Annotated in this window: 12 protein-coding genes; 7 read left to right on the top strand and 5 right to left on the bottom strand. The window is 69.9% G+C overall.

All coding sequences use genetic code 11. The annotated features are described in order from the left end of the window. Positions 1-401 precede the first annotated feature (401 nt). The 4 genes from ABIE67_RS13535 to ABIE67_RS13520 form a co-directional block, all read right to left on the bottom strand. Entirely contained in the window at positions 402-641 is a 240-nt protein-coding gene (locus tag ABIE67_RS13535) for a helix-turn-helix domain-containing protein (RefSeq protein ID WP_370256738.1), read from the bottom strand. A 250-nt stretch (positions 642-891) separates the two neighbouring features. Beyond that, positions 892-2,547 (bottom strand): ATP-binding protein, encoded by a 1,656-nt coding sequence (locus ABIE67_RS13530; protein ID WP_370256737.1) that lies wholly within the window; start codon positions 2,545-2,547, stop codon positions 892-894. 17 nt (positions 2,548-2,564) lie between these two features. Beyond that, complete coding sequence (locus ABIE67_RS13525; protein ID WP_370256736.1) at positions 2,565-3,086, bottom strand: HNH endonuclease; 522 nt, start codon at positions 3,084-3,086, stop codon at positions 2,565-2,567. Next, positions 3,083-4,186, bottom strand: coding sequence for a sigma factor-like helix-turn-helix DNA-binding protein (locus ABIE67_RS13520; RefSeq protein WP_370256735.1), 1,104 nt, complete (start codon positions 4,184-4,186; stop codon positions 3,083-3,085). Before ABIE67_RS13520 ends, ABIE67_RS13525 begins: the two co-directional genes overlap by 4 nt. A 408-nt stretch (positions 4,187-4,594) precedes the next feature. Here ABIE67_RS13520 and ABIE67_RS13515 point away from each other — a divergent pair, with 408 nt between their 5' ends. Continuing rightward, positions 4,595-5,674, top strand: coding sequence for an XRE family transcriptional regulator (locus ABIE67_RS13515; protein WP_370256734.1), 1,080 nt, complete (start codon positions 4,595-4,597; stop codon positions 5,672-5,674). Here the strand turns inward: ABIE67_RS13515 and ABIE67_RS13510 are convergent. Continuing rightward, positions 5,658-6,464, bottom strand: coding sequence for an NUDIX domain-containing protein (locus ABIE67_RS13510; protein ID WP_370256733.1), 807 nt, complete (start codon positions 6,462-6,464; stop codon positions 5,658-5,660). The two genes, ABIE67_RS13515 and ABIE67_RS13510, sit on opposite strands and share 17 nt — an antisense overlap. Before the next feature lie 499 nt (positions 6,465-6,963). Between ABIE67_RS13510 and ABIE67_RS13505 the strand changes: the two genes are divergently transcribed. The 6 genes from ABIE67_RS13505 (at position 6,964) to ABIE67_RS13480 (ending at position 13,549) form a co-directional block, all read left to right on the top strand. Then, positions 6,964-7,131, top strand: a complete 168-nt coding sequence (locus ABIE67_RS13505) for a hypothetical protein (protein ID WP_370256732.1) — start codon at positions 6,964-6,966, stop codon at positions 7,129-7,131. Between the two features lie 1,247 nt (positions 7,132-8,378). Further along, entirely contained in the window at positions 8,379-9,608 is a 1,230-nt protein-coding gene (locus tag ABIE67_RS13500; protein ID WP_370256731.1) for an NAD(P)/FAD-dependent oxidoreductase, read from the top strand. A gap of 61 nt (positions 9,609-9,669) precedes the next feature. After that, positions 9,670-10,041, top strand: a complete 372-nt coding sequence (locus ABIE67_RS13495) for an Rv2175c family DNA-binding protein (protein WP_048583463.1) — start codon at positions 9,670-9,672, stop codon at positions 10,039-10,041. Between the two features lie 665 nt (positions 10,042-10,706). Next, positions 10,707-11,369 (top strand): thiamine phosphate synthase, encoded by a 663-nt coding sequence (gene thiE / locus ABIE67_RS13490; protein WP_370256730.1) that lies wholly within the window; start codon positions 10,707-10,709, stop codon positions 11,367-11,369. A gap of 200 nt (positions 11,370-11,569) precedes the next feature. Further along, a complete protein-coding gene (metF, locus tag ABIE67_RS13485) occupies positions 11,570-12,493 on the top strand; it encodes a methylenetetrahydrofolate reductase [NAD(P)H] (RefSeq protein WP_370256729.1) in 924 nt (307 codons plus the stop codon). Between the two features lie 57 nt (positions 12,494-12,550). Beyond that, positions 12,551-13,549, top strand: coding sequence for a hypothetical protein (locus ABIE67_RS13480; RefSeq protein ID WP_370256728.1), 999 nt, complete (start codon positions 12,551-12,553; stop codon positions 13,547-13,549). Positions 13,550-13,615 lie beyond the last annotated feature (66 nt).

Below are 13,615 nucleotides of genomic sequence, written 5' to 3'. Positions count from 1 at the left end.
GTCAGGGAGGCTGACGCAGGGGGCCTCGGGCGCCTTCAGGAGCGGCTTTTCGGGGGTGCCGGTGCGTGCCTCCCTGCCTCCCTGAGAGGGCGTTTGCGCTGATCAGGTCGAGGGATGCGGGCCAGGGAGGCCGTCAGGGAGTTCTCCCTGCCTCCCTGAGTCGGCGGGGCGTTCCTCCCTGCCTCTCGTGGTGTCCGCCGGGGCCTGGCGGGGAGGCAGCGGCAGGGGCTCCGAGGGGCGGTCAGGGGCGGTTTTCGGTGGCCGTCCGGTGGTGCCTCCCCGCCTCCCCGAACCGCTGTTTGCGCTGATCGGTGCGGGGGTTGCGGGCCGGGGAGGCGGTTGGGGAGTTCTCCCCGCTTCCCCGGCCCGGAGGGTGCTACCTCCCCGCCGGGCCGGACGGTTCAGGCCGCGTCTTCGAGGGCGGTCTGTTCGTCCTCCCACGCTTTTACGGCGGCCGGGTTGAAGCGGATGTAGCGTCCGACGCGGAAGCCGGGCGGGCCGATGCGCTTGCGGCGCCACTGGTAGACGGTCTCGACGCTCGGGAGGCCGAACATGGTGACCAGGTCCTCCGGAGTGAGGTAGCGGTCGGGAAGGCCGCCGCGCAGGATGGCGCGCGGGTCGGTCGGCTCTTGGGTGGCCATGGCTTTGGTGACTCCTCGTGTCCGTGGGGCGGTGCGTGGGAGTGGTGCCGGTTGCCGTCCTAGAGAGTTGGTGTATTTCAGCGTCCGCAGCATCCCAGCGTCCGCACGCTCTTATCGGCGCAGGTCAGTTGGGGTGAGTGGTGCGGACGCTAGTGCGGACGCTGCGGACGCTGGACGGCTGTAGCGTCCGCAGGTTCGACGTGTCCGGGCCGCTGGTGTGCGGCCCGGCCCGGCGGGTCTTCCGGCTACGTCAGGGCTGCTCAGACGGGGTTCTGCCGCGCCCCGTGGGGGCCACCTCCGGCCAGAGAGCGCCTTGGTCGGGTGCGGACGCTGACGCGTCGTCATCGGGCGCGCGAGTCAGCGTGAGGAGCTTGTGCCGAGTCCGATCACGGCTACGCTGCGTGTCGTCCACCATGATCCCGATGGACCGCAACAGTGGGGCGAGCCGCTTGACCCGGCCTCCCGCGCGGGTGGCGTCCTTGGGCCAGTTCGGCGGCCGGACCAGCGGCGCGGGCAGTGCCTCCAAGAGCTGCCCGGCGGTGCCCTGCCAGGTTCCCGCCTGCTCGACCAGGCGGGCGATGGCCATCGCGAACAGGTCGCCCTCCAGGGCGTCCGTGGCGACGTTCGCCGACGTGGCCAGGTAGTCGCCAAGGGTGTTCCAGCCCTGCGTCTGATCGACGGCCGCCAGGACACGGGCGAAGTCGGCCATGCGCGGCATCGACTCCAGCCGCACCGACGGCAGCACCGCGAGCACGCACGCCAGCACATCGAACAGGGCCCCGAGCACGGCAGGCCGTACCGCCTCGAAAGTGGCGTCCAGCTCCTCTTCCGAGCGGCGGTGTCCGGAGTCGATGAGCTGCAAGTCGAGCATGAGCACGCGTTCGGCGAGGTCGCCCGCGAGAGCTCCCGCGTCGATGGTGGTCATGGCCAGCACCCGCTTGAAGGTGAGTACGACCACGTCGTCATCGGTGTACAGGGCGCGGTCCACGACTCCGTCACCGGTCACGGCCTTGCACAGGGTGTCCGACAGCCACGGCGGGATGGTGGAGACGTTGTCCAGGCACAGCGCCCACGAGCTGAACGCCTGCCGGGACCACGCCTTTTCGTCGCGCGGCTGGCTGCGCTTGGCGGCCGGGGACGGGTCGATGAGGTTGATGAACATCTGCGCGGCCTTGGACTTGCCCGTGCCCTGCTCGCCCTTGCAGACCAGCGCCGGGTGTGGGATGTCGGGAATCCACGCGGCGGCCAGCCACGCCACGAGCTGCCGGAAGGCGGGGGTGTCCATGTTCAGCAACGCGTGCAGTTTGGCCAGCCCGTCCCCGTCCAGGACCGGTTCGGGCATGGGCGCCATGGCACCGGAGCGGCGGAAGAGCACCGGGGCCCGCTCGACCACGTTCCAGCCCGTTGCGGTGACCACGACCGCGCGGCCGTCGGCGCTGCCGAGATCGACCACGATCGCGCCGGCCGGGTCACGCCCCACCCTCAGATGCACGGGTTCCGGGTCGGTGTCCTCCGCGATGCCTTCCAGCACGGTCATGGCGTCCGCGAGCGCGGACTGTGAGGCCACCTCGCCGGGGTAGGCGTCCGCGAACTGGCGGGCCAGGCGCTGGCGTAGTCCGCCCTTGTTCCGCAGCGGCAGTGCGACGTTCGGGCCGTTCAGGGCGACCGCGTACGGGCGGCCGTCGGGGGACATCACGAACCGGTACTGCTCACGCGCCATGGCCACGATCCGGGCAGCCGCGGGAGGCTTCTTGCCGCCATCGTCGGCGCCGTGGTCGGCCCGGCGGGTCGATCGGGTCGGGCCGGTAGTGGGTCGACTCTTGCGGGGCGTGTGGGTGTTCACGGAGTCGGCCGACTCGTTCACGGAGGTGTTCACCGTGTTCACGCCTCGGGTCGATCCGTTCACGCGGCCGTTCATCGTGTTCACGCGAACACCGCCTCTCCGGTCGGGCCGACGCACGCGCGCACCGGCCGGGGCGCGCGGAGGCAGTCGGGGCGCACGATCGACCGCACGCGGGCGTGACCGGTCGATTCGTGCAGGCTGGGGGTAGACCGCTCGCCCGTGGGGTCGGCCGTGACGTCGGGTGTGACGCGGGCCGTCACGCTGGTCAGAGCCGACTCGTGAACGGCGGCGAGTCGGGCCAACAGGGGCCAGTCGACCGGGCGGACGATCGGCGCAGTCGGGTCGGCCCATGCCAGCAGGACCAGGGCGAGCGAGAGCGGGAGCCGGTCGGCCTTGGTCTGGTTGCAGTCGGCGCAGGCCAGCATGAGCGAGGTGACCGACCACGACCGCCACAGCGACTGCGGGGCGATGTGGTCGAGGGTGGCCTCGCTCAGGTCGGGGAACGGGCAGCGGCAGTAGGCGCAGTGCTGCCCGTGGCGGCGCGCGAGCTGTTCCTTGCGCACGCGCCGCCGCGCGGAGTTGAGCGGGTTGCCGTGCCTCATGCCGCCTGCTCCATGTCGCCCTGGGTGCGGGTGACGGTGTAGCCGTACACGCCGTTGGCCTGGATGAGACCCTCGCCGCGCAGCACGGCCCATGCGTTGTCGATCGTGCGGCTACCGACCCCGAAGCGCTCCATCAGGTCCATGCGGCGCGGCAGGCGGTCGCCGGGCTGCATGGTCTTGATGTCCTCCCGCAGCGCGTCGGCGATCTGGGCGAACTTCGAGTTCGCGCGCCGCCCGGTGCTCTTGGTCTTCTTTCCGAACGGGGAAGCCGGGGCGCACCGGGCCACGGTCGCCACCGCGTCGTAGCCCAGGCCAAGACGCTTGGCGATCTCGCGCTTGCCCAGTCCCTCATGCTTGAGCAGCAACGCCTGACGCGTCGTCACCTCCAGCCGCAGCAGCGCCGCGCGCCGCTCCGGACTCAGGGCCGCCAGCGCGCGCCGCTCCCACTCGGGAAGCGACTCCAGCGCCACCGGCTCGCGCGAAAGCTCCGGGTTGTCGATCTGAAGCATCAGCACGGCCGCGCTGGCCAGCCGCTCCGCTGTCGAGTCGGCGCAGTCGAGGTGTTCGGCCATGGAGCGTGGGTCCAGCCCATCCAGCATCAGCAGCAGCGCCGCGCGCTCCTGCTCCGGCAGCGCGTCGACCATCGCGGCCAGGTAGGCGGGCAGTTCGACCAGGGCGCATCCGCTCGGCATCAGCGGGCACAGCCGATTGCAGGTCACCGGGTCGTCCATGTCGACCGCGATCTCACCAGCGGCCCGGCTGCTGACGTATCCGGCAACCTCCTGCTTGGCCTTGCTGAACAAGATCGCACGCGTGGAGTCCTCCGTCAGGGCCTCCCCGCTCAGCAACGGCTGAGCCGCCCCCTCACGAGCCACCCGCAGCCACAGCCCCTGCGCGATGTCCTCCGCACGCTCCCACGCGCCCGCGCCGTGGTATCCCCGGCGGGTGAGCTGCGAGTAGACGTAGCGAACCATGAGCCGCTCATACGCCTCATACAGCGAGGCCAGCCGCTCCGACTGCTCAGCCGTCAACGGCACGATCTCGCCCTGACGCGCCTTGCGCCGGTTGGTCGTCCGCACTGCGATGGTTTCAGGCATCATGAATGTGCCCCTTCGAGGGTCGGGGAGCGGCTGACTGCTTGGCGGTAGGTGGCCGCTCCTTGTCATGTCGGGCCATGGCGGCGTAGAGCCGTCATGGCCCGCTTTCGCGTTCCAATCTGGTGCGCACCAGTAGAGTGCATCTGGTGCGCACCAGATGCAAGACGGTCTGCGCGAAAAGTAGAAGATTCGCGGTTGCTGCATGCTTCGAGGGAACGCCAGTCGGGGGCCAGCCGGTAGCCAACAGCCCTTCATAACCGGGGTGTTAAGCCTGGTGTTAACCCCTCACGACCTGCGGGAATTTGGTGCATCCTGGGTGAGGTCTGGTCTGACTCGACGCCGGGGGCGATGTGCGTGAGTGAACGATTGAGGGACGCTCGAAAAGCTCGCGGCTGGTCTCAAGAACGTGTCGTGAGGGAGATCGAGCGATACGCCCGGCAGCACACGCTTGACGTCCCAACGACCGCGAGCCTGCGCGTCTACGTCTCCGAGTGGGAGAACGGCAAGCGCAAGATCTCGGCGCGCTTCGCGGCCATCCTTCGGCCCCTACTAGGGCTCACGGATGGGGAGTTGCTCGGAGAGCCCCCAGCGACTACGTCTCCGCTGGTTGGCGGCTATGACGAGCTGATCAGCAGAATCGATTCGGCTCGCAGTGTCGGCCTCAGCATGGTGAAGACCTTCACTGATCAGACCGAGTTGTTCCGCACCATGGACAGGCAGATGGGCGCAGCCGCGCTCGTCGACCAGATGACAGGTCACCTGGCAACCCTCGAAGATGCGCTTACGTTTGCGGTTCTCCCGGAGACGCGCCGGCCGGTTGCCCAAGCACTTGCCGGTGCCGCGACGCTCGCGGCCTGGCAGGCTTTGGATGCGGGCGCCGTGGAACGCGCTTGGCGAAACTACGAGTTGGGCAAGCGTGCTGCGCAGGAAGCCGGGGAGCCCATGTACCTCGCACACGCCATGGCGGAACAGGCGTACGTGCTGTGCGAGGCAGGGCGGCCGGAACTGGGTGTGGCACTCGTCCGCGATGCCCGCCGGGCGGGTGGGGGCCACATGTCGCCCCGTCTTCAGGCGTGGCTGTACGCGGCCGAGGCAGAGCTGTGCGCCAAGGCTGGAGGAGAACTCGCCGACGACTGTCGCCGGGCGTTGGACATGGCCGCGTCGGTCCTCCCGCCCGGCGACGAAGCCAGGGACCCTGACATGTTGAGCATCTTCCTGAACGGCTCGCACCTGGCCCGATGGCGTGGCAACGCCCTTGCGATGCTCGGGGACGACGATGCTGTGGGCAGTCTCTACCAGGCGCTGGATTCGCTCGACTCAACGTTTGTCCGGGCCGAAGCCGGGCTCAGGTCCGACCTCGCCCAAGCGCACCTGGCACGAGGCGAGTACGACCAGGCGCAAGAGCACCTGCGGACCGCGCGTTTGCTGGCGAGCCGCACCGGGTCGGCACGGCAGCGCCGCAGGATCGATCAGCTCACGCAGAGGCTGTAGACGCGCCCTTCTGCCGGTTCGCGAGCACATGGAGGAGGGCAACGAGGGTGCCGGAGCCCATGAGCTTCCCCTGCGCCATCAGGTCGGGGATGTCGGCTAGCGGTACCCACTCCACAAGGCCTGCTTCCTCCACGTCTGTGGGGTCTCCGACCTGTTCAGCGCCGTGCGCTACGAAGATCTCGTGGGGCGAGTCCACCATGCCCACCATGGGTTGATAGGTGACGATGTGCTCAAGGTTCGAGGGGCGCCAGCCGGTCTCTTCCTCGACTTCCCGTGAGGCGCATGTCAGGGCGTCCTCGTTGGCGTCCACGATCCCGCCTGGAAGCTCGTAGCCCCACTGGTTAGGTACGAAGCGGTAGCGCCACAGCATCAGGACGCGGTCCTGATCGTCCAGCACGGCCGTGATGGCGACGTGCTGTAGCCGCACCACGTGGTGTTCGAAGCGCTTTACGCCTGGCGGTTCGACGTCGACCAACTCCAGACGCACCCACTGGTTGTTGTACACGGGCCGGTCGCCGTAGATCTGCCACGGCACCAGGTCACGCGAGGTGGCGCCCAGGCGCCGCTCAGCCGGGGAAGACTCCGGGACCCGGTACGAACTCCGGTCGTGCACTTCCAGCACGCCTTCGGCCACGAGCCGTGCGAGCACCTGCCGGAGGGCGGTGCGGCCGATTTCGAGTTCTGCCGACAGCGTGCGCTCAGACGGCATCTTGTCGCCAGGGGACAGCTTCCCCCCACCGACCCACTCACGAATCGTGCGCTCCACCCGAGCATTCTTGGTTTCTGCCATTCCCGCAGCGCGCTCCCCACTCATCAACTGGTGCACACCAGAGTAGCCAGTCAGGGCTTCCCCCGGCAGGTGCCCTCAAACCCTACGATTACGTACTGTGGTCAGGCGGCGCGCGGTGCTAGCGACCGCGGGGCCTATCAGGAAAACCCGATATACCCCGAGATCAGGGTTCCTACGTGCCAGCCGCTAGGTGCTAGTGGCCTGCTCAGTGAGGGTTCCGGCCGCTAGCGAGGTTGCTAGACCTAGCACCGCGCCCTGCTAGACCTAGCAACCGATCACCGGCTCTGTCTGTCACGCAGAGTGCAAGGAGGTGCGGCCTACGGCCGCGCGACCCTTAGCAGCTCGCTACGCTCGCGCGATGGCTCCACCGCGCCTTCCAGTTGTAGCCAGGGACTCCCACACGCCCCCCTGCACTCTGATGCGCCCCCCTGCCCGCCTGACGTTCAGCGCGCTGTTGCAGCATCATCTTGAGATGCGTTCCATCCGAAAGAGGTAAGCCATGAGCGATCCCAGCGGCGGGTACATCGGCAACGTCTTGGGGCAGACGGTCAACGGCCACAACACCGGCAACCTCAACAAGTCAGCCGCACGTGGCGCGGCAGCGCTGCTAGCCAAGGGGGCGAAGAAGGCCGCGCCGCTCATCATCAAGGCGATTACCGGCAAGTAGCTCACTCTCGCCACCAAGAGGCCACCCTGTCGGAGTGGGGTGGTCTCTTCGGCGTTCCGGAGTGGTCAGCGTTCACAGCGTCCGCAACTTGCCCCCAACTAAGAGTGGCGTTGACCTGCGAAAGAGGCTCTTAGTAGCGGAGCGTGCCCGGACGCTGCGGACGCTAGCGGACGCTAAACATTTTGTTTAGCGTCCGCAGGAACAGTGCAGGTCAGAGGGGGTGAGCGATGCCCGGCGGACGCTGCGGACGCTATTTCCCCTCAACTCTCTAGTAAGAGAGTGAAAGGCGGCTCTTCAGGAGGGCAGGATCGCGGTGCACACGGCCGCCTGCCCCCTTCCTGAAGAGCCGTGGTGAGTGGCACGGAGCGGGAGGGGCCCGGCGACGCGCACCCAAGCTGCCGTCTGCACCTTGGGAGGCCCCCCAGGACGGCATTCCAGGCGGGGAGGCATGTCCGGCCGCCCCCTGGATTGCCGTCCTGGAGTACAAGCAAGAGGAGCACCACGCGCTGCCCGGGGTGCTCCTCTTGCTTGTGCGCGGCGTTACGTCGGGCCCTCATCCCGCCCGATTTACGGTGGTTGATGCCATCGGTTGCGTCGATGGTGCCGGTTGACCCCCTGTAACCGCCTGTGACCTGCGGGTTTCCAAGTTGCCACGGTTTCCGGGGAGGGACCCCTACGCGCACGCGCGCGTAGGGACGCGGAAACTGGCCCATCACGGCGCCTCCCTGAGGCCCTGGGAGGCCGTTCACGCCCCCGGGGAGCTTCCACCCCACGCAAGGGGCTCAACCGCTCTGAGGGGCGCTCACGGCCTTTGCCCCCCGCGGCGGTTGGCGCGCGAGCGCAGCGAGCTGCCAAGGGATGCGCGGCCGTAGGCCGCTCCTTCTCGCTCTTCCCCACGGCGGCCCGGTGGCCGGGCGCGGTCCGGGCGGGCCCGATAGAGATGCGCCGGCGCCCCTCCCGGATGCGCTGAACGGGCGGATTCCGGTCTCTGCCGAAGTGGCTGGCTAACCGCTAACGTGCTGGTCACCAGCGGTTTTGGTCGCTAGCGGGGTCGCTAACGTTAGCGGTCCCTGCCGCTAGCGCTAGAGGCTCTTCAGGGGCCCTGGGCCGGGCCGTCTGTGGGCCGTCCGAGGGCGGCCAATGCTGACAGACGACGACAGGCAACGAGTGCTTCATCCCTGGTAACGGGGGCATTGCGTGGCCCATTTGCAGGTAGGCAATACCTGTCACGAGTCTATGGTGATCAGGTGAGCGAGCAGACGCAGCAACGGGGCACGTCAGCGGCACGCCGCGTGGTCGTCGCCGGCGCGGGCATGGCCGGTGTCCAGACCGCGGTCGCCCTGCGCGAACAGGGCTTCACCGGCACCGTCACCCTGATCGGCGCCGAGCCCCACCAGCCGTACGACCGGCCGCCCCTGTCCAAGGCCGTCCTGCTCGGCAAGGCCGAGGGCTCCGCCTTCGACGTCGACTTCGAGGCGCTCGGCATCGAACTCCGGCTGGGGTGCGAGGTGCTGGGCCTGCGCCCCGCCGACCACGAGCTGGACACCGAGTCCGGGCCCGTCCCGTACGACGTCCTCGTCCTAGCCACCGGCGCCGAACCGATCCGGCTGCCGGGCACGGAGGGCGTCCCCGGGGTGCATCTGCTGCGCACCCTGGACGACGCCGAGCGGCTGCGGCCGGTGCTCGCCCGGCAGCACGACATCGTGGTCGTCGGCGCGGGTTGGATCGGCGCGGAGTTCGCCACGGCCGCGCGCGAGGCGGGCTGTGCGGTGACGGTCGTGGAGGCCGCCGACCGGCCGCTCGCGGGGGCGCTGCCCGCCGAGGTGGCCGCTCCGATGGCCGCCTGGTACGAGGCCGGCGGGGCGGTGCTGCGGACGCACGCGCGCGTGGAGCGCGTCGAGCCCGGCGCGGTGATCCTCGACGACGGCTCGCGGGTGCCCGCGGGTGCCGTCGTGGTCGGCATCGGGGCACGGCCCGCCACGGCCTGGCTGGCCGGCTCGGGCATCGAGCTCGGGGCGCACGGCGAGGTGGTGGCCGATGACGGCCTGAGCACCTCCGTGCCGGACGTCTACGCGGTCGGCGACTGCGCCTCCTTCCCTTCGGGAAGGTATGGCGAGCGCCTGCTGGTCCACCACTGGGACAACGCCCTGCAGGGCCCGCGTACGGTCGCCGCGAACATCCTCGGCGAGACTCCCGCGGTCTACGACCCCGTGCCGTACTTCTGGTCCGAGCAGTTCGGCCGCTTCGTCCAGTACGCCGGGCACCACGCCGCCGCCGACACGGTCCTGTGGCGCGGCGACCCCTCGGGCCCGGCCTGGACGGTCTGCTGGTTGAGGGACGACCGCCTGGTCGCCCTGCTGGCGGTGGGCCGGCCGAGGGATCTCGCGCAGGGGCGGCGGCTGGTCGAGTCGGGCACGCCGATGAACGCGGAGCTGCTGGTGGACCCGGCGCGGCCGATGAAGGCGGCGACGGCGTAGCGCGTCCCGGGTGGACCGGCCTGGCTTCCGACTGTCAGTGGCAGATGGCAGGCTTGTTTCCGTGACCGAGATTGACGCAAAGATCGATGCTCTCGTCCCCGCCTGGCTCACCCTCCCCGACATCGCAGAGATGCTCGATGTCGAGGTGACGCGTGTGCGGCAGCTGGTCAAGGAGGGCCAGCTCATCGCCGTACGCCGTGGTGAGAACCGCGCACTGCACGTCCCCGCCGCCTTCATCGACGGGGCCGAGCAGAAGGTCGTCAAGGGCCTGTCCGGGACCCTGACGCTCCTGCGGGACGACGGCTTCACGGACGAAGAGATGCTGGAGTGGCTCTTCACCCCCGACCCGAGCCTGCCCGGCACCCCCGCGCAGGCCCTCAGTGAGAATCGCGGCACGGAGGTGAAGCGCCGCGCCCAGGCGCTCGCCGTCTGATCCGACCACCCGATCCGAACACCGACCGGCGTACGGGCCGGGGTCTGCAGGCCACGGCCGCCGTTGACTGCGGCCGTGGCGGGGCCGCCGCGGGGCGGGTCCGGGCGCGTACGGGCCTGGTCCTCGGGCCTGATCCGTACGCCGGTGACGCACGCCGGTGACGGACGCCGGTGACGCACGACATGGCGGCGCCGGTGACATGCGCGGGCGGCCACGGCTGTCCAGCGGGCGTTCGGGGTACGGGGTATCGCGGCGCCCCGTACCCACGCGCGCCGCAGCGGCACCTCGCCTCGGGCCCACCTGGGCAGGCGGCGGCTGCGTTCCGCCCGGGTGCGTGCGTGCGAGTGCCGCTGTCGAACTCCGTGGCACAGGGCCGGTCGGACGCTGTCCTCCCGGGTAGTCGCTGCGGTGCCGTCGTCCCGGGTGCCCGGCTGTGGTGCCGTCGTCCCGGGCGCCGACTGCGGCGCCGTCGCAGGGGCGGGCCGGGCCGGGTGCCCACGCCGAACTCCGGCCACGGCATGTCTCAGGCTCAGGCTCAGGCTCAGGCCACCCGGCACCGGTCCGCGACGCCGCGCTCCGGGTACCGTGCGGCTCCGGATACCGTGCCACCGTCCGGCACCAGCCCGACGTCACCCGCCCGGCAACCCGATCACAGGGGGCTCCGCATGTCCGACACCGCCACCGCAGGCACCGCCCGCGCCCAGCTCGCCGACGCCCGGCTCTACCTCTGCACCGACGCCCGAAGGCAGCAGGGCGACCTCGCGGAGTTCCTGGACGCCGTGCTGGCCGGTGGCGTCGACATCGTGCAGCTGCGCGACAAGGGCATGGAGGCGGCCGAGGAACTGGAGCACCTGAAGGTCTTCGCCGACGCCTGCGCCCGGCACGGCAAGCTCCTCGCGGTCAACGACCGTGCCGACGTGGCCCACGCCGCCGGCGCCGACGTCCTGCACCTCGGCCAGGGTGACCTCCCCGTCCCCGCCGCCCGTGCGATTCTCGGCGCGGACGTCCTCGTCGGCCGTTCGACGCACTCCGAGTCCGAGGCCTCCGCGGCCGCTGTCCAGGAGGGCGTGGACTACTTCTGCACGGGCCCCTGCTGGCCCACCCCCACCAAGCCGGGCCGCCACGCCCCCGGCCTCGACCTGGTCCGCCACACGGCGGCCCTCGGCACGGACCGCCCCTGGTTCGCCATCGGCGGCATCGACCTCACCAACCTCGACGAGGTGCTGGAGGCAGGCGCCGACCGCGTCGTCGTCGTACGGGCGATCACCGCGGCAGACGACCCGGCAGCGGCGGCGGCGGAGTTCGCGAAGCGACTGCGCCAGGCGTAGGTGAGGTGACCGGCCGGCCGGCACCTGCCCGGCGGTCCTGAACCGCTCTGTCTCACCCAGTGGTCAGCACGACCGTGTTCCTGCGGTCTTGGCGCCGTGTTCGGCCCTTATTTGTCCAAGGCGTGGACAACAGACGGACAATTCGGGCAAATGTCCGGTGTCCGGTTGGGGGACCGGGGCCCCCTGGCTAACCTGCGAGTATGGCCCTCGGCACCGCATCCATCAGATCGGACCACGCTCGTACCGTGCGCGAGATGCTCGCGACCGGAAAGACGACGTATTCCTTCGAGTTCTACGCCCCCAAGACCCCGAAGGGCGAGCGGAACCTGTGGAACGCGCTGCGCCGGGTCGAGGCCGTGGGGCCCGACTTCGTCTCCGTGACCTACGGCGCGGGCGGTTCCACCCGCGCGGGCACGGTCAAGGCGACCGAGGCGATCGCCTCGGACACCACGCTCACCCCGATCGCCCACCTCACCGCCGTCGACCACTCGGTGGCCGACCTGCGCAACATCATCGGGCAGTACGCCGACGCCGGGATCCGCAACATGCTGGCGCTGCGCGGCGACCCGCCCGGCGACCCGCTGGGCGACTGGGTGCGCCACCCGCAGGGCCTCACCTATGCCGCCGAACTCGTCGAACTGATCAAGGCGTCCGGAGATTTCTGCGTGGGCGTCGCGGCCTTCCCGGCGATGCACCCGCGCTCCGAGGGCTGGGAGACGGACGTCCGTCACTTCGTCGACAAGTGCCGGGCCGGCGCGGACTACGCGATCACGCAGATGTTCTTCGACCCCGAGGACTACCTGCGCTTGCGCGACCGCGTCTCGGCCGCCGGCTGCGACATCCCGATCATCCCGGAGATCATGCCGATCGCCAGCGTAAGAACGCTGGAGCGGATCCCGTCCCTCACCAACGCTTCCTTCCCGATCGCCCTGAAAGAGCGGATCCTCACAGCAAAGGACGATCCTGCGGCTGTACGCTCCATTGGCATCGAGTTCGCCACGGAGTTCTGCGCGCGGCTGCTGGCCGAGGGAGTGCCAGGACTGCACTTCATCACGCTCAACAACTCCACGGCGACGCTGGAAATCTACGAGAACCTGGGCCTGCACCACCCACCGCAGGCCTAGACCGGCCGTCCTGATATACGTCACACTGCGTAGGCGGCCACTGGGAGAGGGGCGTACATGGGCTGGACGGTCCTCTACATCGCGTTCGGCGTCGTCGCGCTGTGGCTGCTGGGCGAAGTGCTGCTGCAGTACAAGGCGCGCCTGCGCTGGCGGCTGCTCGCCTTCGTCGGCTTCCTCGGCGTCGTGGTCGGGGTACTGATCCCGTCCGTCATCGTCATCGGTCTGGGCGCGGCGGCGTTCGCGGTCGGCCAGACCTACGTCACGCTCTCGTTCCGCCGAGGCTTCTCGGCCGGCTGGGCGGTCTCCGCGCCGGCCCTGGGCCCGCTGGCCGCCGCCAAGCGCCGCCGCGGCGAACCGGACCGCCAGGAGCCGACCCTGGAGGTCTCCGACCTCGAGGCGACCGACGCCGGTTTCGCGGGCAATGACACCGACTACGGCCAGGACGGCGTCGGTTACGGCCACGACGACTACGACCGTGACGACTACGACCGCGACGACGTCTTCACCCCCTCGCGCCCGGACCGGGCCACGGCCGCGGAGACGACCTCCGTCTACGAGCCGCAGCCCCTCCCGGAGGACACCGGCTCGTACGGCATATACAGCGACCCCGCCTATGCCGCAGCCGACCAGAACTACGCGGCCGCCGGCCAGTCCCAGGACCAGTACGCGACGGCCGACCAGAGCTATGGGTACGACGACGGCGGCTACGCCGGCTACGACCAGCAGCAGTACGGCTACGACGCCACCGGCCAGCAGCAGTACGCCGCCTACTCCGACCCCTACATCGGAACCCAGACCTACGGCGGCACCACCTACGACGCCTACGGCCAGCCGCAGTACGGCCAGCAGGGCTACACCCAGGACCAGTACGGCACCGGCACCTACGGCGAAACCCCGTCCGGCGGCGTCTGGGTCCCGCAGCAGCGCACCGACGAGGCGTACGGCGGCGAACTCCCGCAGGAGCAGCAGTACCCGTATCAGGGTGATGGCCAGCACCAGGGCCAAGGCCAGGGCCAGGGCCAGGGGAACGGGTACGACGAGCAGTACCGTTTCTGACGGGCCGCCCGCGCGCGACGCCGCGAACGAGATGCCCTGAACAGCCGCTCTGAACGAGCCGCCCTA

The organism is Streptomyces sp. V4I8 (assembly GCF_041261225.1).
In the GTDB taxonomy this organism is placed as follows: domain Bacteria; phylum Actinomycetota; class Actinomycetes; order Streptomycetales; family Streptomycetaceae; genus Streptomyces.
Note: the sequence above shows the minus strand (reverse complement) of the source record. Positions and strands in the feature narration are given on the sequence as shown.

Coding starts and splice junctions, on each gene's coding strand:
- metF (WP_370256729.1), top strand. CDS start 11,570: ATGGCCCTCGGCACCGCATCCATCAGATCGGACCACGCTCGTACCGTG.
- ABIE67_RS13505 (WP_370256732.1), top strand. CDS start 6,964: ATGAGCGATCCCAGCGGCGGGTACATCGGCAACGTCTTGGGGCAGACG.
- ABIE67_RS13525 (WP_370256736.1), bottom strand. CDS start 3,086: ATGAGGCACGGCAACCCGCTCAACTCCGCGCGGCGGCGCGTGCGCAAG.
- thiE (WP_370256730.1), top strand. CDS start 10,707: ATGTCCGACACCGCCACCGCAGGCACCGCCCGCGCCCAGCTCGCCGAC.
- ABIE67_RS13480 (WP_370256728.1), top strand. CDS start 12,551: ATGGGCTGGACGGTCCTCTACATCGCGTTCGGCGTCGTCGCGCTGTGG.
- ABIE67_RS13510 (WP_370256733.1), bottom strand. CDS start 6,464: ATGGCAGAAACCAAGAATGCTCGGGTGGAGCGCACGATTCGTGAGTGG.
- ABIE67_RS13535 (WP_370256738.1), bottom strand. CDS start 641: ATGGCCACCCAAGAGCCGACCGACCCGCGCGCCATCCTGCGCGGCGGC.
- ABIE67_RS13520 (WP_370256735.1), bottom strand. CDS start 4,186: ATGATGCCTGAAACCATCGCAGTGCGGACGACCAACCGGCGCAAGGCG.